The sequence below is a fragment of the Mucilaginibacter sp. NFX135 genome (genome assembly GCF_048565145.1).
Lineage (GTDB): Bacteria > Bacteroidota > Bacteroidia > Sphingobacteriales > Sphingobacteriaceae > Mucilaginibacter.
In genome coordinates this window covers 2,585,094-2,607,946 of sequence record NZ_CP183412.1, presented here as the reverse complement: position 1 = coordinate 2,607,946, position 22,853 = coordinate 2,585,094, and the positions used below count along the sequence as shown (strand labels likewise).

Annotated in this window: 19 protein-coding genes; 8 read left to right on the top strand and 11 right to left on the bottom strand. The window is 42.6% G+C overall.

The window, feature by feature from the left end; translation table 11 throughout:
* The first annotated feature begins 173 nt into the window (after window positions 1–173).
* From ppsA to ACNURT_RS11180, 3 genes are all read left to right on the top strand, one after another.
* On the top strand, window positions 174–2,807 hold the full coding sequence (gene ppsA / locus ACNURT_RS11190; protein ID WP_419701813.1) for a phosphoenolpyruvate synthase: 2,634 nt from the start codon (window positions 174–176) through the stop codon (window positions 2,805–2,807).
* Window positions 2,808–2,992: 185 nt separating this feature from the next.
* Window positions 2,993–3,202, top strand: a complete 210-nt coding sequence (locus ACNURT_RS11185; protein WP_419701812.1) for a hypothetical protein — start codon at window positions 2,993–2,995, stop codon at window positions 3,200–3,202.
* A gap of 179 nt (window positions 3,203–3,381) precedes the next feature.
* Window positions 3,382–3,591, top strand: coding sequence for a hypothetical protein (locus tag ACNURT_RS11180; protein WP_370998130.1), 210 nt, complete (start codon window positions 3,382–3,384; stop codon window positions 3,589–3,591).
* A gap of 180 nt (window positions 3,592–3,771) precedes the next feature.
* Here ACNURT_RS11180 and ACNURT_RS11175 read toward each other — a convergent pair whose 3' ends face one another.
* Window positions 3,772–4,224: a ferritin-like domain-containing protein gene (locus ACNURT_RS11175; RefSeq protein WP_370998131.1), complete on the bottom strand. Its 453-nt coding sequence runs from the start codon at window positions 4,222–4,224 to the stop codon at window positions 3,772–3,774.
* Window positions 4,225–4,311: 87 nt separating this feature from the next.
* Entirely contained in the window at window positions 4,312–4,479 is a 168-nt protein-coding gene (locus tag ACNURT_RS11170; RefSeq protein ID WP_370998132.1) for a hypothetical protein, read from the bottom strand.
* Window positions 4,480–4,697: 218 nt separating this feature from the next.
* Between ACNURT_RS11170 and ACNURT_RS11165 the strand changes: the two genes are divergently transcribed.
* The 4 genes from ACNURT_RS11165 to ACNURT_RS11150 all read left to right on the top strand — a co-directional run bounded on the left by ACNURT_RS11165 (window position 4,698) and on the right by ACNURT_RS11150 (window position 13,869).
* Entirely contained in the window at window positions 4,698–6,203 is a 1,506-nt protein-coding gene (locus tag ACNURT_RS11165; RefSeq protein WP_419701811.1) for an ATP-binding cassette domain-containing protein, read from the top strand.
* Window positions 6,204–6,440: 237 nt separating this feature from the next.
* Entirely contained in the window at window positions 6,441–9,716 is a 3,276-nt protein-coding gene (locus ACNURT_RS11160) for a hypothetical protein (protein ID WP_419701810.1), read from the top strand.
* Window positions 9,717–9,917: 201 nt separating this feature from the next.
* Window positions 9,918–13,628, top strand: a complete 3,711-nt coding sequence (locus tag ACNURT_RS11155) for a hypothetical protein (protein ID WP_419701809.1) — start codon at window positions 9,918–9,920, stop codon at window positions 13,626–13,628.
* A 7-nt stretch (window positions 13,629–13,635) separates the two neighbouring features.
* Window positions 13,636–13,869 carry a hypothetical protein gene (locus tag ACNURT_RS11150; RefSeq protein WP_419701808.1) on the top strand — a complete coding sequence of 78 codons (234 nt, stop codon included), beginning with the start codon at window positions 13,636–13,638 and terminating at the stop codon, window positions 13,867–13,869.
* Window positions 13,870–13,931: 62 nt separating this feature from the next.
* On the opposite strand, the gene ACNURT_RS11145 is transcribed toward ACNURT_RS11150, so the two are convergent.
* The 6 genes from ACNURT_RS11145 to ACNURT_RS11120 form a co-directional block, all read right to left on the bottom strand.
* On the bottom strand, window positions 13,932–14,576 hold the full coding sequence (locus ACNURT_RS11145) for a DUF4136 domain-containing protein (RefSeq protein ID WP_419701807.1): 645 nt from the start codon (window positions 14,574–14,576) through the stop codon (window positions 13,932–13,934).
* A 64-nt stretch (window positions 14,577–14,640) separates the two neighbouring features.
* On the bottom strand, window positions 14,641–15,219 hold the full coding sequence (locus ACNURT_RS11140; RefSeq protein ID WP_419701806.1) for a Maf family protein: 579 nt from the start codon (window positions 15,217–15,219) through the stop codon (window positions 14,641–14,643).
* A 122-nt stretch (window positions 15,220–15,341) separates the two neighbouring features.
* A complete protein-coding gene (locus ACNURT_RS11135) occupies window positions 15,342–15,863 on the bottom strand; it encodes a KdsC family phosphatase (protein WP_370998141.1) in 522 nt (173 codons plus the stop codon).
* Window positions 15,864–15,982: 119 nt separating this feature from the next.
* The gene (gene iscX, locus ACNURT_RS11130) at window positions 15,983–16,225 is read right to left on the bottom strand and encodes a Fe-S cluster assembly protein IscX (protein WP_090524422.1); all 243 of its coding nucleotides are present in this window, start codon (window positions 16,223–16,225) and stop codon (window positions 15,983–15,985) included.
* Window positions 16,226–16,327: 102 nt separating this feature from the next.
* On the bottom strand, window positions 16,328–16,660 hold the full coding sequence (locus tag ACNURT_RS11125; protein ID WP_370998142.1) for a 2Fe-2S iron-sulfur cluster-binding protein: 333 nt from the start codon (window positions 16,658–16,660) through the stop codon (window positions 16,328–16,330).
* Window positions 16,661–16,679: 19 nt separating this feature from the next.
* Window positions 16,680–17,462 (bottom strand): Rossmann-like and DUF2520 domain-containing protein, encoded by a 783-nt coding sequence (locus tag ACNURT_RS11120; RefSeq protein WP_419701805.1) that lies wholly within the window; start codon window positions 17,460–17,462, stop codon window positions 16,680–16,682.
* An 89-nt stretch (window positions 17,463–17,551) separates the two neighbouring features.
* Between ACNURT_RS11120 and ACNURT_RS11115 the strand changes: the two genes are divergently transcribed.
* Entirely contained in the window at window positions 17,552–18,475 is a 924-nt protein-coding gene (locus ACNURT_RS11115; RefSeq protein WP_419701804.1) for an alpha/beta fold hydrolase, read from the top strand.
* Between the two features lie 20 nt (window positions 18,476–18,495).
* On the opposite strand, the gene ACNURT_RS11110 is transcribed toward ACNURT_RS11115, so the two are convergent.
* From ACNURT_RS11110 to ACNURT_RS11100, 3 genes are all read right to left on the bottom strand, one after another.
* Window positions 18,496–19,221 (bottom strand): phytanoyl-CoA dioxygenase family protein, encoded by a 726-nt coding sequence (locus ACNURT_RS11110; RefSeq protein WP_419701803.1) that lies wholly within the window; start codon window positions 19,219–19,221, stop codon window positions 18,496–18,498.
* A gap of 461 nt (window positions 19,222–19,682) precedes the next feature.
* A complete protein-coding gene (ccsA, locus tag ACNURT_RS11105) occupies window positions 19,683–22,151 on the bottom strand; it encodes a cytochrome c biogenesis protein CcsA (RefSeq protein WP_419701802.1) in 2,469 nt (822 codons plus the stop codon).
* 85 nt (window positions 22,152–22,236) lie between these two features.
* Window positions 22,237–22,647: a cytochrome c maturation protein CcmE gene (locus tag ACNURT_RS11100; protein WP_370998152.1), complete on the bottom strand. Its 411-nt coding sequence runs from the start codon at window positions 22,645–22,647 to the stop codon at window positions 22,237–22,239.
* Window positions 22,648–22,853 lie beyond the last annotated feature (206 nt).

The window sequence follows — 22,853 nt, the reverse complement described above, 5'->3', positions numbered from 1 at the left end:
CGCAATGTTCGCGACAATTATTGCGCGAAAAAAAATATAGTACAAAATGCTTTTTTGATATCTGGCTATCAGATACTTTTGGATATTCGGTGCTGTTTTTTTTATTAAAACATCCGCACTTCCAAGCCTGATCACGATCTATCTAAAAACAAATTATAAACAAAATAAAAACTATGGGAAACACAACCAGTACGGGTTCATTGGTATTTGATTTTCAGCATATCGACAAAACAAAGCTCAACATGGTGGGGGGTAAAGGCGCCAATCTGGGCGAACTTTCCAGGATCGACGGGATCCGCGTACCGGATGGCTTTTGCATCTCTACCGAAGCTTTTAAAAGAGTCATTAATGAATCGCCGCCGGTTAACGAATTACTTGAGCAGCTATCACTTCTGAAAGCGGAGGACCGGGATAAGATCACTCAACTTAGTGCTAATATCCGCGGGATAATTGAAGGGATAACCATTCCCCGGGAAATTGACGAAGAGGTTAGCAGCTTTCTCTCCCGGTTCAATGAAAACAATGCTTATGCGGTCCGGTCCAGCGCTACGGCCGAGGATCTGCCAACGGCATCTTTTGCAGGCCAGCAGGATACTTATTTGAATATTATTGGCAGGGAGGCTATCCTCAAACATATCGGTAAATGCTGGGCATCGCTGTTTACCGATAGGGCAATAACTTACCGTATTCAAAACGGTTTCGACCACCGTAAGGTATACCTGGCGGTAGTTGTGCAGCAGATGGTATTCCCAGAGGCGGCGGGAATTTTGTTTACTGCCGATCCTGTTACCGGTAACCGGAAAGTATTATCCATTGATGCCGGTTTCGGGCTTGGCGAGGCTATGGTTTCGGGCCTGGTAAGTGCCGATCTTTATAAAGTGAGTAACGGTCACATCATAGATAAAACGATATCCAGCAAAAAACTGGCTATTTATGCCGTAAAAGATGGCGGCACCAAAGAACAGGAGATCGGGCCTGAACAACAGAATAAACAAGTGCTGACGGACGAACAGATCATGCAGCTGGAGCGGATAGGTAGAAAGATCGAAGAACACTTCGGCAGCCCGCAGGACATCGAATGGTGTTTGGCCGGCGATACATTTTATATTGTACAAAGCCGCTCCATCACTACCTTATATCCGGTTCCTGAAGTTGATGATCAGGAAAATCATGTATATGTGTCTGTCGGTCATCAGCAAATGATGACGGATGCCATGAAACCATTGGGATTGTCTTTTTTCCTGTTAACCACCCCTGCCCCTATGCGTACGGCTGGCGGGAGGCTATTTGTTGATATTACACCAATGCTGGCTTCAGCTGCGGGCAGACACACGATGCTAAACGTTCTTGGAAAATCCGATCCGCTCATCAAAGACGCGCTTACAAGCATTATTGAACGGGGCGATTTTCTAAAACCATTACCGGATGATAAAGAAGAACCGGGTTTCGCTAAAAGCACTGCCAACGCGCCGCACAGAGATTATGAGACACTAAACGACTACGACCCAACCATCGTTTCTGATCTGATCAAGAGCAGCCAAACATGGATAGAATCTTTAAAGCAAAACATCCGGCTAAAATCGGGACCGGATGTGTTTGATTTTATCCTGGAGGATATCCAGCAGCTCAAGAAAACTTCAGCCGATTCACCAAGTTTTGGTGTGATTATGACCGGGATGAATGCTTTATCGTGGGTCAACGAAAAAATGAACGAATGGTTAGGTGAGAAAAATGCGGGGGATACGCTTGCTCAATCTGTGCCAAACAATATTACTTCTGAAATGGGGCTAGAACTACTGCATGTTGCCGATGTAATTCGTCCTTACCCGGCTGTAATTGAATATTTGCAACAGGCACAGGATGACAACTTTTTGGATGGACTGCTTCAATTTGATGGCGGGCAGCAAATCCGGGATGCCATCGATATTTATCTCAGTAAATACGGTATGCGATGTGCCGGGGAAATTGATATTACCAAAAACCGCTGGAGCGAAAAACCAATTACGCTTGTCCCTATTTTGCTCAATAATGTGAAAAACTTTGAGGCCGGGGCAGGCAGCCGGAGATTTGAGCAAGGGCGGCAGGAGGCTTTGAAAAAAGAGCAGGACTTATTAGCCAGGCTGGCGCTATTACCTGATGGCGAACAAAAAGCCAAAGAAACAAAACGGATGATAGACCTGATCAGGAATTTTGCCGGCTATCGCGAATATCCTAAATACGCTATAATTTGCCGCTACTTTGTTTATAAGCAGGCTTTATTAAAAGAAGCCGAAAAGCTTATACAAGCCAACGTAATTCATGCAAAAGAAGATATTTACTATCTCGGCTTTGAAGAATTGCGCGAAGTTGTACGCACCCATCAACTGGATTACCAGATGATTGATAAACGAAAAGAGGCATACAAATTATATGAAAAATTAACTCCTCCGCGTATTATGACGTCTGATGGTGAAATTATTACCGGTAAATACAAACTGGAGGATCTCCCGGCCGGGGCCATTGCAGGTTTGGCGGTTTCTTCGGGAGTTATAGAGGGATGGGCGCGTGTGATCCTGAACATGGAAGACGCTGACCTGGAAGACGGGGATATATTAGTAACCCGATTTACCGACCCCAGCTGGACGCCATTGTTTGTATCTATAAAAGGTCTGGTTACCGAAGTTGGCGGATTGATGACCCATGGAGCGGTTATAGCGCGTGAATACGGTTTGCCGGCAGTTGTTGGCGTGGAAAATGCTACCAAACTGATCAAAGACCGGCAGCGCATCCGGGTGAACGGAACCGATGGATATATAGAAATACTGTAAATGCACTTGATATTTAAGGAAAAAAAGCATAAATCAGCGTTATTTAAAAGACTATAACACAAGAAATTACGAACAGTAAAAAAAATATTTTCATTTTCCTTAAAAAAGTTGGGTTACCTTTTATTCCTAAAAGTATTAACTCCTGAAAAACGATCACAAAATATTTAAATTTTAAAACTCACAAAATGAAAAATTCTTTCAAATTAGGTTTCTTAGCTTTAGCTATCGCTGTTTCTTTCGCTGCTTGTAAAGGTTCTGGTTCAGCTTCAGGTGCTGATTCTGCTAAAGCTGATTCAGCTAAAGTTGATTCTGCAAAAACTACTGCTGTTGATTCAGCTAAAACTGATTCAGCTAAAGTTGACACTGCAAAAAAAGACACTACTGCTAAAAAATAATTATACCACAATATAAAAGGTGATTGAAATATAAATTTCAATCACCTTTTATATTGGTTTTTTAGTTATTCGTTAATTTATAAAGGGTAACCTGTAATTTTTTTTAAAAATTATGGGTTACCTTTTTTTGTTTACCGTATTAACAAGAAACTATTAAATCACTTATTAAAAAATTAAACATGAAAAATTCATTCAAACTTGGCTTTTTAGCCCTGGCTATCGCTACTTCATTTGCAGCTTGTAAAGGTTCTGGTTCAGCAGGTTCTGCTGATTCAGCTAAAATGGACTCAGCTAAAATGGATTCAGCTAAAACCACTGCGGTTGATTCAGCTAAATCTGATTCTTCTAAAATGGATACCACTAAAAAAGACACTACTAAAAAAATGTAATTTTTCATTTTTTAGAACAAAAAACGCCCCGGTTTACCAGGGCGTTTTTTTTGTGACCAACATTTCAACCAGATCGGTAAGTATAGCACCAGAAAGTTTAGCAATGAGATCTGTTAACAATAAAAAAAGACCGGTCAGATGGTAGCCGGTCTTTTGGTATCAAGATAAAAAGGTATTTTATTAAACCTGATCGCGCAGCGCTTTTATTTCATCGTGGGCATCAAGCAGATTATCCAACTGTGTATTTATTACCTGGCGTAAATAAGCCGGCAGGTATTCTTCCTCAAGGGCATTGCGATAGGCTTTAATAATGGCATCTTCTCCAAACTCACATTCCTCCAATATATCATGGGTATCATGAGCAGTAAAAGCTGCCTTAACATCAAGCCATGCCCTGTGAATTTTACCACTGGTGCTTGTTCCGGTATCAATGTCATGCCCCAATACCTCAATTTCGGTACCGAGCTCTACCTTAAACCGGTGACTGTCGCCTATCATTGTGGTAAATAGCTCTTTAAGATCGCCCTCATTATCCTTCAGGTCTTTCAAAGCTCGCGTATATCCTTCAATGCGGTCATTATTAATCTGTATTAAATCATTCAATACCTCGGCTGTTGCTTGTGTGTTTTCCATAACTGTAAGTTTTATACAGAATCAACACAGCTAAAATTAAATTGTTTAATTTTAAATAAATAATTTATCCTATTTATAAATTTAATTTTATGATTTCCCGCGAAACAAAGAGATGATCCAGATGAGTGCCACAATAACTACAATTACTGCTATAATACCGGTAATGGCGCCGGCTTTAAATATCCCTTCAATCACAGAACAGCCGCTCATGGTGAACAGCAATAAGGCAATAAGTATCCAATGTGCATTTTTCATATGTTGATTATTTATTTGGTGATACTATTTACTACAGCAGTGTGCAGCTTTTTGTTTTTATATGCAATAACAGACAGGCAAAACCAATCGTTGCTTTAGTTAAATACTCAAAAAATCGCTTCTTTTTTAGCTGTATACAATGACATTATTAAAAATCAGGTAAAACTGTACAGGCTTTTTAAGGCAGATAAGTATTTTTACCACCTACTTATAAAGCCATGTTTAATATGCTTTTTTCAATAAATAATGCTACCGTAAGGTTTTTAACCAATACCTTGTTCACTGAGCTTAATTTTAAAATAAACAAAGGTGAGCACTGGGCCTTAATTGGCGAAAGCGGCTCAGGTAAAAGCGCCTTGCTACAAACTATTGCGGGACGTTTTAATATAACCGGGGGCACTATAAATTATCACTTTCAGGATGATGTTACAAACTTGCTGGTTGCCGAAAATGGTCAGAATTTGCCTAACAAATTGATATCCCTGGTTGAACCTAAACACCATTTCCGGAATCTTTCAAACACGACCGATTTTTATTATCAGCAACGATACAATTCCTCAGATTCTGAAGATGCCTTAACTGTTGATGATTATTTATTGTCCGTTAAAAGCATCGCGCGGCCAGATACGCAGTGGACATTGGATAAAATACTAACCCTGCTGAATCTACATGCTTTACATGATAAGCAGCTCATCAAACTCTCCAACGGCGAAACCAAGCGCTTAATGCTGGCCGCCGCCCTGCTCAAAAATCCCATATTATTATTGCTCGACAATCCCCTAACCGGTTTGGATGTGAAAACCCGGCAGGAATTTAACGGTATTATTGAGCAGGTCACCGCATCCGGTATCAGCATTATCATGGCTACATCTGTACATGAAATACCCGAAGCTATTACCCACATAGCGGTTTTAAAAAGCGGAAAAATCATCCATCAAAGTCCCCGGGCAGCTTTTAACCCGGAATTATTTACAACAGACACAGCAGACAACATTGACAACCAGGAACTTACCGCATTACTCAACATCAATAAAAATCCCATTGCTTTTAACCAGATAGTAGCCATGGATAAGGTGCATATTCAATATGGCGACAAGGTGATATTGGATGATGTAAACTGGCAGATAAAAACCGGCGACAGGTGGGCGCTGCTCGGTCCCAATGGTGCGGGTAAATCTACTTTATTAAGCCTCATTAATGGCGACAATCCACAGGCTTATGCCAATAACATTATTTTGTTTGATAAAAAACGCGGTACCGGCGAAAGTATCTGGGATATTAAAAAGAAGATCGGTTTTGTATCGCCCGAGCTGCACCAGTACTTCCCTACCGATAATAGTTGTTTGCAGGTAATTGAATCGGGCTATTATGATACCCTGGGTTTGTTCAGGCCCAGTAATCAGGAGCGGGCAGCTATAGCCCTGCGATGGATGAAAGCGTTGGAGATTGACCGCTATGCCCGCACCCTGTTAAAAAATATACCGGCAAGCGCCCAGCGTTTATGTTTACTGGCCAGGGCACTGATCAAAAACCCGGCTCTACTCATTTTTGATGAACCCTGCCAGGGCATGGACGATCATCAGCAGCTCCATTTTAAAAACCTGGTTGATACCATTTGCAGTTTGAGTAATGTTACCCTCATTTATGTAACCCACTACCAGCATGAGATACCCAACAGCGTTGATAAAGTATTGCGGCTTGACAAAGGGAAAGTGGTTAGTTGAAGCATATTTCACATTAGGCACAGTAACTCATTACATGATTAAAGGTTAAATATTTCCTAATAATAAACTTAATTTTATTGATCAGTATCAGGTTTTTCTTTTGAATAGTGTTTATTTATTCATTTTATTCATTACCGCAAACACTACATCCTTATAGTAAAACACACGTAATAACCTGTAAATTACTTATTAGTTTAATAACTGATAGGAGTATTTGCGCCTATAAACCTGTGTGTTATGAAAAGCTTTTTACCTTATTGGATATTGCTGCTGATACTGCTTAGCTTGCAGGCAACAAATGATGTAAAAGCGGCAACCAAATCATGGGCAGGCGGAGCTACTGGTGATGTGTCTAACTGGAATAACGGGGCCAATTGGTCGCCTGCAGGAGTACCTGGAGCCGCGGATGACGTAAACATTGGAGCATTGCTTTTTTTCACCAATCCCCCAGTTGTAAATGCCGGGGATAACGTATCCTGTGCGTCTATTACGTTTGGCGTCATACTAAGTTTAACTACTGTACCTTTAACGGTGAACGGCACTTTAAATGTAACCAATTCCATTATCCAGCAACCAACTTTATTAATTTCTTATTCGGTTCCACTATCCGGTACCGGCACCCTTAACTGCGGCTCTATCCAAATTAACACAACTGCAAACCCCGGTAATGCCCTATTAAGTCTTGCCCCTAACCTAAGTTTTATAGTAACACTCGCAAATTTAAATGTGAGTGGCAATGTAACTATTAATTCAAGTTTTGTTGCAGTCCTTTTTCTTGGACTGGGGGAAATTGATGGAAGATTTTCATTAGTAAGCGGCACTACCACTATTAGCGGGCAAATACTCACCCAAAATACCTTGTTTGGCTTACTCGGTAGTGGTACAGGAATTCCCATATTTAGTATTGATGCAGCTACTGGCTCAACGGCTAAGTTAATACTCACCAATGCCGCCCCCATCAATACAACAGCTGCTTCCGGATCTACCATTGCAGGCTCTATTGATTTTTACAATAGTACAGGAACCGGGCAATCTACTGTTAATTATGCTTATGCAGGTGCAGGCACACAAATAGTATACGCAACAACCGGTGTTAGTAATTTAAACACAAGCCCGGCATTATATCAAAATTTAATATTAACAGGAACAGGTAAAAAACAACCTAATGTCTCATCAGGATTACTAACCGTTGCGGGTAATATTGACAATTCCGCCAGCTCTCCTATTGATTTTGTTACCAATACCAATACTGTTCAGTTAACCGGTACTACCCAAACCATCGCTGGAGGATCATATGCAAGCGCACCTACTACAGGCACGGTATTCTATAATCTCACTTCATCAGCCACAACTGCAACCTTAAGCGGGCGTAACAATATAGCGGCTCTGGGCACTTTGGCCTTTTTAAAAACAAGCGCCACTACCATGAATGTGGATGCCACAGCAACAAACAGTCTTACGCTATTATCAAACAGCACGGGCGATGCCAGTATAGCCAGTTTAAGTACAGATGCCAGCAGCAATGCTATTACTGCTACAGTTACCGGCACCATCAATGTACAACGCTATGTAAAAGGCGGAGGAGGAACAACCGGTCCGCGCCGCTACATGCTTATTTCTTCGCCGGTAGCTAATGCATCGGCCAGTACATATAACCTGCTGCCATTTTTTGCCACTACCTATATCACCGGGCCAGGCGGCTCTGCCAATGGATTTGACACTTCGCCTCAAAACAACCCATCCGTTTCTATATACGACGAAAACGCCCCGCTAACAACTAACCCCAACGTAGTAACAGGCAATGAATTTAAAGGATTTGCTACTATGAACGAAACGGTACCGATGGGTAATGGAGTGGAATATTATTTCAGGGGCAGCCGTACAGGTGTATCAAGCTCTGCCGTATTTGTAAATCCCTTCCCTGCTCCAGATAATGCTACTTTAAATTTTTCGGGCGCGGTATATAAAGGCAGCGGAGGTGGTGGTGCTTTCACCACGAGTATCATAAACTTTTCGGCTTCGCCTCCAACTTATTATAGTTCATCAGCGGTTACCCTGTCAAACAATTTATCGTTTGCCAGCTCTGCTTCTACCAAAAAAGGGCTTAACCTGGTTGGTAACCCTTACCCATCGGTAATTGACCTGCACACAGTTTATACCGTTAACCTCAACGCTTATAAATTTTATTACATGCTGGTTAAAAATGTCACTACTGGCACCAACAGCTTCTCCACCACGTATGCCGTTTATGATGCCAGTAACGCAGGTACACCGCCTGCCGGGGCCAGCAGGTACGCCGTATCCGGGCAGGGATTTTTTATAACCGCCCCTAATGCAACTTCAACTTTGACATTTAACGAAAGCATGAAAGTGCCTTATACTTCGTATACTTCACCAGCTTCTACCAAACCGGTGTTTAATGTGATACGCAACCCGAGTGTAGTGGCTAAAACTTTAACGGTTAGTCCTGATAAAACCAGCACACAGCAGGCGGCTGTTGCAGCATCCGCATCTGCCGAAACCGCTATAGATCCTATACCACGGTTGCGGTTAGAGTTGATGCGGGATACCAACATATTAAATACCGCCGACATCGCTTTTGATAAAAATTCCAGTGCTAAATTTGCACTTGGTGAAGATGCACAATACATAGCGGCATCGGGCCAGGGCGATTTCTTTTATTCGCAATCGGCCGATTCTGTGGGTTGTTTTGTTAATTATACCGGTAACCTGGAAAAACTAAAACGCATCAATTTATTTATCGCGTTCTCGAATTTCGGTCAGTACAAAATTACCTCGCCCATAAAATCAAACATCGACGAACGCTATACCATCTATTTAAAAGACAAGTACACCAACGACTCATTAGATGTGGTACACAATCCGGTTTATACCTTTAATGTCGATCAAAACGCCGCCAGTTATCCCCGGGATCGTTTTTACCTGAGCATTGGTATTGCGCCGGGGCATGAATACAAACTATTAAACTTTAGCGGCAGTAAAGTAACCAGCGGCATCCAGCTGACCTGGAAAACTGATAATGAAAGTAATTTTACAGGTTTCGTGGTTCAAAAAAGCACCAATGGCGGCAAATCTTTTGAAGTGATCGACAGTCTGCAATCAACCGGTGCCGGCAGTTACACCTTTACCGACCCGGCACCTGGTAACGGACAGATCACTTATCGCCTGGCCCAAAGTTTAGTGACAGGTGATACCCAAATGTCAAAAAATCTGGTATTTGATTATAACAGCGACCTGAATGTTTTAAAGTTCATGGTATACCCCACCAGCACGGCCGGCGACATCCATATTAAATTGGGTAAAACATACAGCAACAATATCAAAATCAATATTATAAGCGCAACTGGCGGCATGGTAAAAACCTTAACCTCTGCCAACACCGATTCTGTACAGGAAAACGTGGGCAATTTGATCAAAGGGCTCTACATTGTAGAGGCCATTGACACTATCACGGGCAAACGTATCGGCAGCGCTAAATTCTTCAAACAATAATACGCGACTATAATTTTGATCCATTTCAGCAATACATCGGCAAGCTTGCTCTTGTCATCTTTTTTAGTAAACCCTTCAAAAAAATGATGTATTTATTCATTTTATTCACTGATTTACATGTCTTTAGGGTATAAAAATGAAACTTTAAAGAAATTTCTACCGTATAAAGCCACATTATAACAAGCTTTAATACACAAAACATTGCTACTTCTGAATCTGCCAACACGTCTATCTAAAATCATCCTTCTTCTTATTTTTCTGATATTTATCCAAAGCCGGGCCTTTGCTGCTTATACTTTTAACTGGGATGGCAGTAGCTCAACGGCCTGGACAACCACCGCCAACTGGACAGTTACGGGAAGCGGAACCGGTACAGCAGATTATCCCGGTAGCGGGGGCAGAACAGATGATATTGTTCTGTTTGGCGTAAGCACTACAATTGGTGTTTATACTAACCAGCCAACGCTAACGCTAAACGCCAATCAAACATTAACAATAGCATCTATTACGTTCGGATCAAAACAATACAGCACAGCAATACCCGGGACTACAGTAACTATAAATGGCAGCACAGGAACATTGGCAATAGCAGGCGATATTACTCAAAATCCAAACCTCAACAATAGCGCCGGTACAACTATCAATAACTTTATAAACGGCACAGCCACCCTAAAATGCGTTAACATCAGAGTTGGCTTAAGTGGCACCACAGGCGGGCAAAACAGCTTTTTATTTTCACATATAGCCAATTTAAATGTATCGGGCAGTGTTTTGATCATACCGAGCACCAGCTTAACCAATGGCAGCGGTTTCCGGTTAGAGGATGGTATTATGCGCCTGGATGGTCAAATAAGCATTACAAACCCAAACGGCTATAATACTGGTAATAACCTGGCTTACTTTACAGTTAACGGTACGTATAATACCAGCTCTCCTAAGAGTAGTCCGACATTATACCTCAATAACGCCAATGCGATAGGTGCTTTGGCTGCGCCCTACGGTTCTATAAACCTGTATGGTAACAGGCAAAGCGGAACACTTGGTGGCCGGGTAACCATTTATTATACAGCCCCTAATGCGGTAGTCTACACTTCTTCTACCCAGGGTTTTGGCCCCAATGGCGGCAAAGTAAGTACAACTGCCTCAACCGATGTTACTTATGATAATTTAGTAGTCCAGGGGAGCAATGCTGTAATTGGCGGCCCGGTTATTGGCAACACCACCCCGGTTCAAACCAGTTATTTAAATATCGATTCTACTTTTACCACATCGGCCAATGTAACTTTCGCTACTGTTAATACTACTACAACTATCGGGATAAGTGGATCAACAGCGGCCACTTGGACAAATTCAGCTACAGTGACGGGTGGTGTGGGTGCAACTACTATCAACGGGAGTCTTATTAATAACTCCCCAGGTATTATTAATCAGGCCGGTGGTAGTTTGAGTATTGCATCTAACGTCAGTAACACAGGCGCGTTAAACCTGGGATCGGGCGCTACCGATATTAACGGCAGTGTAAACACCAGCGGCTCTTTAACTATGAGCAGTGGTACCTTAAATATCGCGCAGAACTATACCAATTCAGGAACTTTCACCGCGGGCGCCGGTCTCATTACGTTTGACGGCACAGCTGCCCAAACACTGATAGATCAGACCACAGCAGGTACAAAATTCAATAATGTAACTTTTACCAATGGTACAACCGGAGCAACCAGCAAACGGATGAAATTGAATAGTAATTTTTTTATTAACCCCACTTATACCATCAATGTTAACGGATCGGGTATATTGACAGTCGAAAATACGCCTTCAACCTATACCTCTGCTTTAACCCTGCTCTCTAATGCCAGCGGTGATGCCAGCATCGGCAACCTTACTGCCGGGGCTATTGCCGGTAAAATTGAAGTGCAGCGTTTTATAAAGGGCGGTGCCCGCAGGTATATGCTTCTTTCATCGCCGGTTGCCGATACTACCAATACAGTTATAAGCAGCACCTCTAACAGTTACAGCCTGAAACCGATCATATTGCCGGGCGCGGCGGGTAGCAAACTGAGTACCATTGTTACCGGCCCCAGTGGTTCCGGAGGCGGTTTTGACAGTGCCCCGGCCACGGGTAATAGTCCCTCCGTTTTTGTTTATAATGAAAACGCCCCAGCAACTGCCGACCAAAACCAGGTAGCGGGCAATGAATATAAAGCGCTTACAAATACCAGCGTGTCTATCCCCATAGGCAACGGTATATTGCTTTATTACCGGGGGAGCCGCGACCAGCTAAACCCGGCCACCGGAGCGCCATTTGTAAAGCCTTTCCCTGCTGCCGACGATGGCACATTAACATTTTTTGGATCTGTTATTAAAGGCACAACGGCCACCAACTCCCCCATGACGCCAAACATTATTAATTTGCCAGCTACCACCGCGACAGATGCGTCAACCTATCCTTTGGCTAATACTGCATACCCAGCTACTTTATCGTTCAGTAGCACAACCCCTACACAAAAGAGGGGGTATAATTTAGTAGGTAACCCTTACGCATCCGTTATCGATCTGGCTAAAGTTGGTGCGGTTAACACTACTTTAAAATTTTATTACCTACTCATTAAAAATGCTCCAACCGGCACAAACAGCTCATCTACCCGGTTTGTGCTGATTAATACAAGCACCCTTAATTCACCTGTTGTAGGGACCGGAGGCAGTCAATATGTATTATCGGGACAAGGCTTTTTTGTGATTGCACCGGCTGCCAGTACTAAGATCACCTTTGACGAAAGCATGAAAGTGCCTTATGCAACTTATACCAGTACTTCGCCGCCGATATTTAATGTAAAAAAGGGAGGACCTTCTGTTGTAAAAACGTTGGCTGTTAACGGCGGTCAGGATAGTAAACAGGCAACAGCGTCCGTAGCCATAGCGGCAACAACCAATGTGAGTACTACCCCATGGTTACGATTGGATATGATGCAGGACACCAGCACTTTTAGTTCTACCGACATTTATTTTGATAAAAACGCTCAAAATAAATTTGTCCCCGGCGAGGATGCTCCATATTTAGCATCATCGGGCCAGGGAAATTTCTTTTTCTCACAAACTGCCGATTCTATAGGATGTTTTGCAAACTATACCACAGAGTTAGAGAAACAAAAGCGGATAAACCTTTTTATTGCCTACACCAATTATGGTACTTATAAGCTTACGGCCCCTATTAAACAAAATATTGACGAACGCTACACCATTTTTTTAAAGGACAAATTCACCAATGATTCTTTAGATGTGATCCATAATACCGAATACACTTTTAATGTAACTACCGCCCCGGCCAGTTACGCGCGCGACAGGTTTTATTTAAGTATTGGCATAGCCCCGGGGCATGAATATAAATTACGCGACTTTAATGGAGCTAAACAAACAAGCGGTATTAAACTAACCTGGCAAACTGATAATGAAAGCAATTCAACCACATTTGTTGTTGAAAAAAGCACTAATGGTGGTAATTCTTTTATAGCTATTGATAGCTTGCGTTCAACCGGCGTGGGTAGCTATAGCTATACTGATATAGCACCTGGCAGCGGACAGGTATTATATCGTTTAAAACAACAATTGGTAACCGGGCGAACAAACATTTCGAACGTTTTAAACTTCAATTATCTTACTACAAGCCCTTTAAGATTTATTGTTTACCCAAGTACTGCTTCACAAAGTATAAATATTAACTTTGGTAAAACCTATAGCAACGCCATTAAAGTAAATATTGCAACCGCTTCCGGAGGCTTGGTAAAAACCATAACCGCAAGCAATACCAATTATTTACAGCAAAATATTAGTAACCTCCTGAGCGGACTTTACGTAATAGAAGCAGTTGACGAGTCTACCGGAAAAAGAATTGGCAGCGCTAAGTTTTATAAACAATAACATCACCATGGAATTATCGGCCTTTGTAAAAACTATTTATAAATTTTTACCGGGGATATGCCTTTTATTGATCACCTCCAACTGTTTTGCCCAATCAAACCCGGGCGGTGGTCTTTGTGATGGAAATGATGGTGGACCCGATGGCTGCCCTTTAGATACCGGGGTAATTGTATTGGTAGTAGTAGCTGTTATTTTTGCTGTTACCAATCTATACCGTCAAAAAAAATCCCTCCAGGCTTAGTACCTAAAGGGATTGATCATTATATTTTTGCAGGAATGAATGAACGAATAAGGGTTCGCGTTTTACACTTTTCGTATTTGCGACGGACTAACCTGGTTGATTTCTAACTGTTTTAACACGCCATCAACCACTTTAGGCAATTCGTTGAGCGTTTTTTGCGGATTGTGCAGTTCGCCAACACCAAAACCCCTCCACACTATACGACCGGTGTTACGGTCAATCAGGTCGATGATCAAGGTGCCTTCTTTGTAGGGAACACGGGCATAAGTACCGCCGTAGCCGTATGGATAACCCCAGCCGCCCCAGCCACCATAGTAGCCATAAAATCCGCGTGACCGCCAGCCCCAACCCCAGCCCCAGCCACCCCAGCCGCCCCAGCCGCCATAATAAGCCGGATAGAATTCGGTTTTTACGCCTCTGCCGGTCAGGGTAGAGTAGCTCACCAGCAAATCGGGATTGTTTTCTTGTAATCTTAAGCCTTTAGTTTGTAATGCCGCGATAGTAGCATCTTTCACCCTTTCATCAGCGATCTCTTTTTTAACAACACCACCGGCTTTGTTGCTTGTTTCTGGTGCTACCCAGGCAAATGTACGGTAAGATGAGAGATCGGTTTTGTTGCGGGCTGCTGTGTAGTAATTGTAACTGCTGCAAGCAGACAGGGCCGAAACCAGCAATAATACCAGCCCTGTATAGATAGTTTTTCTCATTTTAATTCACTCCCTTATATTTATTCATTAGACTCTTGAACAAACAAAGGTTTAATTTAAATATTTATTTATTTAAATTAAAAAGCTGAGCGTATAACTTTTCTGTAGGCAGGCCCACTACGTTGGTATAAGAGCCATTAATGCGCTCAATACCTATTAAACCAATACGTTCCTGGATACCGTATGAGCCAGCTTTATCAAGCGGGTTATACTCAGTTACATAACTTTCAATCTCCTGGTTGCTTAGTTTGCGAAAAAACACTTCGGATACATCAAAAAAGTTATTATAACGACCCTTATACAGCAAGCAAACTCCGGTAATAACCTGGTGCACCTTGCCCGATAGCAACTGCAGCATCTCTACCGCATGTTGCGGAGTTTCAGGTTTGCCCAATATAAGGCCATCTATACAAACAATGGTATCGGCGGTAAGGACCACTTCATCAGTTACGGTACCATCAAAGGCTTCGGCTTTTTTACGGGCGATATAAACCGCCACCTCCTGTGGTGTTAAACCTTCGGGATATGATTCGTCAACATCTTTTAAAACAACCTCAAACTCCATATCCATCAATCGGAGCAGATCCTGCCTGCGCGGTGATTTTGATGCCAGAATGATTTTGGGGATAGACGTTGAGTTCATAGTAGATGTTTTTTTATAGTTGATAGTTCATAGATCATGGTTCATAGTAAAAAGCCTATAATTTATACCTTGGTCACTTAAGTTACCATGAACCATGACCTATGATCCATGAACTAAATAATCTACCAGCTATAAGCCTGTTCACTCATCCACTTATCCTGTACCTTAAGCACTTTTTCAATAATATCACGGGCACAGCCTTTACCTCCCGCATAAGGCGATACATAGGCGCTTACGGCTTTTATTTCTTCAACCGCATCAGCAGGGCAAACGGGTAAACCTGCCATTTTCATGGCTTCCAGATCAGGAATATCATCACCCATATACAAAACATTGGTAGCGATGATGGCTTTTTCTTCCAGATATATTTTAAAACGCTGTGATTTGGTATGCGTACCCATATAAACATCCTGAATACCCAGGCTGTTTAGGCGGTATATAGCGCTTTTTGACCGGCTGCCAGATATGGCGCATACATTGTATCCGCATTTAACGGCCAGCTGCAGGGCATACCCGTCTTTGATGTTAAAAGCCCGGCTTTGCTCTCCGTTGTCGGTCACAAAAACAGAACCATCGGTAAGCACACCGTCCACATCAAAAATAAACGTGGTAATATCTTTTAATTTTTGTAGAAATGATTCCAACGAGGTAATTATTGAATTAGCGAATTAGTGAGTGGAGAACAGTGAATGGTGAGTAATACATAGAAGGCTACTAAACCCTGACAACTTACCACTCACCATTCATTACTTACTATTGTCCCTTATTGATTATCGCGCCATTCGTAAACCCAGGCCGATTGGATCTGCTCCAGGTGTCCTTCATTTGATTCGGCTCTTGTGCCTGCAAAATTGGGTAATGATAAAACCCATTCCAGCAATTCGGTAAAACGGATGCGGTATATTTTTGATTCATCAAAATCATCGCCAAACTTTTCATAAAGTTCAATAGCGATGTCTTCGTAATCATTCCAGTGAATAGGTAAGGCAAATTTATTGTCGCTCATTTTCTTTGTTGTACGTTTTACGTGGTACGTTATACGTTCTTTTATATTCTATGTTTATTAACTTTACGTAAAACGTACAACGTCAAACGTAAAACCCTCTATTTAGTGCCCCAGGAATTGTGACTGATCTGGCAGGGTTACTTCAATATCACCATCAACTATTACACACTGGCAACCCAGGCGCGAGTTAATACGCGGATTTACGGCCCTGTCAATAAAATCTTCCTCTTTATCAGATATCTCCTGGATATTATCCATTCCTTTATTTACGTAAACGTGGCAGGTACTGCATCCGCAAACGCCGCCGCAATTATGCTGCAGCTCTATGCCGTTTTCCAGGCAAACATCCAATACAGATTCTCCTTCGGCTATAGGCAGTTCAACGGGTTCATGCCCTTTTTCCTCGAAATTTATCTTTATTTTAAAAACGTTCATTTAGGCAAAAGTAACAAAATTACTTGTCCCCGTGCCCACCATTATTGTTTTTGATAATACCCTGACTTAATAAAGCATAGATCTCCTGCCAATAGGGCTGACCATTAAGCATTTGCAGGTGAGCATCCATGGTAACAACATCATTGCGTACAGCGGGTCCGGTTTGCACGCTTGCGGGTAGCTGCGCCTGCACTTTTTGAGCGGTTTCCAGTATCAGGGGTTTCAGCATATCAAAGTTCATTTGATGTGCCGACAGCAACTGTTGTGCTACTGAATACAAATAATTAGGGAAATTACAGGCAAATACCGCAGCCAGGTGCAATATTTTACGATCGGCGGAGTTTACATCATATACATTATTACTGATCGTAGCGGCCAGTTGTTTCAGATTGGATTTGATATGGTCATTAGCTGCTTCAATACATAAAGGCACAGCCCAAAAATCAACTTCTTTAGTTTTGCTAAAGGTTTGCAGCGGATATAATACCCCCGCATTATCCGTAAAAGCCAGCACATCATTTAAATTGGTTGAACCGGATGTATGTACAATGAGTTTTTGATACCCGGCCAGCGCTTTTACCATTTCTATAATGGCATCGTCCTTTACAGAAATGATAAACAGGTCGGTATCCGGATTTATGGCTGCCAGGTTATCAATGGCCTCGGCGCCAACATGGTAGGCCAGTAATGCGGCATGTTGAACATCGCGGCTATAAACCTGCACTATACGATGGCCCGCGTTTTTTAAAGCAGCAGCCAGGTGTGTGGCCACATTGCCCGATCCGATTAAAGTTATACGCATACTATTTTACAATTTAATATTCTGTAAACAGTTGTAATTTAAATATTTCTGTATTTTAGCGATCATCATCTCTATCTATCCGTTGCCCTATGAAAATACTTAAAGTAAGTATCATCATCGTCATTTTCCTGGTGGGGGCCTCTGCCCTGATATTATATGGTTTTTATGAATATAACAACAAAGAAAAAAAGGTTTTAACCGCCGCCGACCGCAAAAATATCAATGGCAAATTTATAAAATTAAGCAAGGGTATTACCCACTATCAGCTCGAAGGGCCAGAAAATGGCGAAGTAGTGATATTGGTGCACGGCTTTAGCGTTCCATACTATATCTGGGATGGTACGTATGAGTTCCTGGTAAAAAATGGCTACAGGGTACTGCGTTATGACATGTATGGCCGGGGTTATTCTGACAGACCTTACACCATCTATGATAAGAACCTGTACAACACCCAATTATTGGATCTGATAACCGCCCTGAAACTACAAGGCCATGTAAACCTGGCCGGTATATCATTTGGCGGCGAAATGATAACTAATTTTGCCTGCCAGCACCCAGACATGATCAATAAAGTGATATTGATAGATCCGGCTTATGAAAGCCTTAAGCCCAGCGCTCCCCGCCATTTTACCATGTATAACGAGGCTGTGAATTCCAATAAACGGGCAAAGGACCAACTGAATGATTTCCTGTATCCGAAAGAGCACTCAGCATGGGTAAAACGCTATCTGCCGCAGATGGAATATAAAGGTTTCAGGCATGCGTTGGTATCAACTATGTATGATTATGAACAGCACAGCCGGGAAAGCAATATATGTCTCAATAAAGCCAATAAACCCGTGCTGCTTATCTGGGGCGAAAAAGATGGCACCTCACCCTTCCGTTACAGCGACTCGATCCGTAGTGTGCTCAAGGTTGACTTTTTTCCGGTTGCCAGAGCCGCCCACCTGCCATCAGTAGAAAAACCCGATACCGTGAACAGTAAAATATTAGCCTTTTTAAAACAGGAGTAAAATTGGGGTTGGGTTTATCACTATGGAATGTTCATCTTCTCCGCCCAATCAATCCCATCAGGCAATTTAGCACGACTAAACTCAATATGCACTACCCTTCTTTTTTGGTTGTTGGTGGTTCGGTTAGAGGCATGCAGCAGCAATGGGCGCATGATCATTACTCCGCCTGCAGCAACAGGGCAAAGCGTTTCTGTTTCAACCTGCCAGTTAATGGTTTCAGGACGATAAACAGCTTTCAGGTGTGATCCGGGAATTATCTTGAGCGCGCCATTATCCGCACCGGCGTCATCCAGGTGGATACGGATGGTAAAATTATCCCGTAATATATCCAGCGGCGGCTGTACGCCAAATTGATTATGTTTAACCGTCCACGGACCATAACCTGGGATATCCCTTTTCTGGTTAACCACAATGGTGAAGTCCTGATGCCAGGCCACAAACCAATTGGAAAGTTCGGGCTTGTCGAAGTAGATAGATTTAACGGCAAAATACCCTTCACCAAACAAGTTATTGATCAACGTTTTTAAATTGTCGTTAAAAATCAAAGGAACAGTAGGAGGCACCTCCTTTAAAAATTGCCTGATGGCAAACAGATCCTCCGTTTTACGAAAAGCCGGGTTCGATGGATCGACAGCTTTGATGACGTTAAGGATGGCTTCTACTTCTGCTGGTGAATAAACGGCATCGACAATGGCAAAACCATTGTTAAGGATATTTTGACAGTGCGCGGCTAAATAAGTATCCATGCTTGCGGGTAAACTTACGAAGTTTTTGTATTTCTATGCTCAAAAGAGAGGGCCGTCACCTTCCGTCGAAGGGAATGCGTAAAAGCCTACCCACCATGCTTCGATGGAGCTAAGCATGACAGCCTTTTCTTGCGCGGTGCCCCGGCTCTTTAAAGATTATATTTTTAAAAGCCTTCTCCTTTGGAGAGTAATAGCCCATGAAAAGGCATAAAGCGAAAATTAAGCATCTATCTATCGACTCACCCCGACGTCGCTGCGCTCGTCACCCCTCTCTCCGCTTCGCGAATAGAGGGGATTTTTAATTCTTTTTTTCTTTACCCTCTTTGCGGCAAAGCCGCAGAGAGGGTGGTCCAGCGAAGCGTAGACCGGGTGAGTCTGCTCTGCGGCTTGTTTTAACCTTGTAAGTTTAAACTCCACCTCTTCATGAGCTATTACTCTTTGGAGAGGCTTGAGTGAGGCTTTTAAACCACCTTCAATTCCTTTTTCCTGCGGAGTATCGACATAAAGAAACCGATCACCATAATGATAGTGCCCGACCAGAAGAAATTAATGTATGGGAACTGGATAGCTTTCATCACAATAAATTTCTTTTTGCTTTCGGGTTGTTGATACACCATGATCTCCACCTTTTTATTCTCTGGTATCACCTTGCTGAAACGCAGTTTCAAACCGGCATCATCTACCTTGCGGGCAAAATCAAACACGTTACCGTTTTTGATCATGTATACCGGTACCGCCTCATATTTTTTGCCATTCGTTACAATTTCCAGGTTGGCACCAATAGCCACATCGCTATCAGTAAGTGGAATACTTTGCACTTTAGCTTCTTTATTCAATCCTTTTAATAAGATATAGCCATCGCGATACCTGATAGTATCTCCCGGGGCTACTTCGTGACTTACCGGGGCATCGTAATTTTTATCGTCATTAGCTTCATCATGACCGTCTGCACCATTTTGCTCTGCTTCGCCTTTTAAGGCAGATGGTACCGGATAAAACATGGTAATATGCGTGTACATATCATGAAACAGATAATGCCTTGTATCCGGCGAGGCCGACATCTGTCCTTTATTGATCAACGCTTTGGGTTTCAATACAAATTCGTTGGTTACCTTACCGCTGGCATCCATTTTTTTATAATCAACTTTAAAAAAGATATTAGGAGTTGATATAGAATCGCCAATGTATGTAACCGTATAATCACCCATTTTTTGAGGCTGATTCAGATAAACCAATATATTTTCGCGCGGATTTTGCTCCTTGGCAAACTCCGGAGAAAAACCTTCGCCGGTATTGTTAATAGAGATAATGCTCCTGGTACCTGCTGCTATCAGCGCGCCTATCAGCAGTAAGCCAAAACCAATATGCGCCACTGCCGATCCGGCCAGTTTAAACTGACCTTTAAAGGCATCTGCCAGTATTTTCGCGTTTGCTACCACCGAATATACCGAACCCCACATCACCAGTATAAACACCGCGTTCAGTTTGTAAACGCCGGTGGCATACACTACCAACGCGGTTATTAAAGCGCCAAAGAGCAGGTATAAACCTGTAGTAATAAAAAAGCGGGTAACATCGGTTTTCTTATATTTTAAAAACTGGGTAAAACCGGTCAATATCGTCACTACAAAAGCAAATGACGACTGGATAACATTGTAATGCTTAATTACATCAGATGGCGGCGCTATTTTAGTACCGAACATAGCGTTCCATACCGGTACAGAAGTTACCACCAGCAAGTGAAAGCATGACAGGCCCAAAAATACCGAGCCTACAAACATCCAGAACTCGCGCGAGTAGGTGTCTTCGTCTTTTTTGGTGATCGGCATTTGTTTTCTCCGGACCACCAATAATACAATGGACGGTACCAGAAATATTAATACGCCAATAACCAGCTGCCAGAACATGCCGTTATCGGTAAAGGAGTGTACAGAAGTATCGCCCAAAATACCGCTGCGCGACAGAAATGAAGAATACCATACCAGCACAAAGCTGATCAATACCAAAAAAGTAGCGGTAAAGTAAGAGTGACCCGTATTTTTAAATACGATGAGTACGTGCAAAGCAGCCACCATGGTGATCCATGGGAAGATAGAGGCATTCTCTACCGGATCCCAGGCCCAGAAGCCATCAAAATTCAACGACTCGTATGCCCAGAACGAGCCCATGATAACACCTGTACCCAGTATCATACCGGCAAACAGAGCGTATGGTATAGCAGGTGCAACCCACTCTTTATAACGTTTTTGCCAAAGACCGGCTACCGCATAAGCAAAAGGCACTACTATTGACGCAAAACCCAGGAACAGTGTTGGCGGGTGAATGATCATCCAATAGTTTTGCAGGGATGGGTTCATGCCCTGGCCGTCTTTTATAAATGAAAGATAGTCGGGGTTTTGGAAGATAGGCGCTTCGAGCGCTTTGCGTAACAGCAGGAATGGCGAGCTGCCAATGCGGGTACCCAGGATTTCGACACCCAGTACCATAGTGGCTAAAACCACCTGCGAAAAGGCTACCACCGTCATTACCGGGCGCTCCCATGATTTGGCCCTGCGGATGAGGATATTACCTAAAACGGCCTGCCAGAAAGTCCACAGCAGGAAGCCCCCCTCCTGTCCGTTCCAGAAACCAGATACTATGTAGTAAACTGGTAGCGAGCGCGAGGTATAGGCCCAGGCATAATGATACTCGAAATAGTGGTTATAAATAACATAGAACAGGCATGTGCCCATGCCCAGTATAGAGATGGAATTGATATAAAAGCCGATGCGGCCCATGCGCTGCCAGGAGCTATCATTTTTGCCTGCATCTTCGGTAGTGGCAAAATAATAGCTGATGAACGATAAAAGAGCCGCGCCAAAAGAAAGAACGATAAAAAACTGACCTATCTGGCCGGGTAAAAGGTGTTCGCCTTTAAAAACTGTATCCATATTTTAAGTCAAAATTCAAAAGTCAAAAGTTAAAAGTCAGGCATTTATGCTTTTTTTGACTTTTGAATTTTGACTTTTAACTTTATTATATACTGGCCTGCGTGGCCTTTGCTTCTGTAATTTCTAACTTGTCCTGAGTGTATTTGGAAGGGCATTTCATCAGGATCTTGGAGGCATGAAACTCCTGACCAACCATGGTGCCTGTTAATACCAACTGCTCGCTCCGCTCAAAGTCTTCGGGTTTGGTGCCGGTAAATACTACTTTGCGTTCTTCGCCTTTATTATCTTTCATATAAAACGAAAAGTAATTGGCATCCTTAGTGGCATCATAATACAACTTTTTTGCTGTATTCAGGTGTCCTACAATATGCAGCTCGCTGGTAGTTTTTGTAGCATCGCTAAAAGAACCATAGGTACTGGAGTTGGAGTAAACACTAATGATAACCGCTATAGCGATAGCTATAACTACAAGACCAAAAATTGCACTTTTCTTCATTCTGAGGCTTATATATTATAAAATAGAATGCAAAAATACAAAACATAGCGCTAATAAAGTTTTTTACAAGCCATATGTGTTATTTAGAATTATTCTTAACAGGGAGATTAGAGGCAAGAATTAAGAGCCGGGAATCAAGATTTATTGCACAGTCGACTCACCCGACCATCGCTACGCTTGGTCACCCTCTCTTCGCCTTCGGCGGA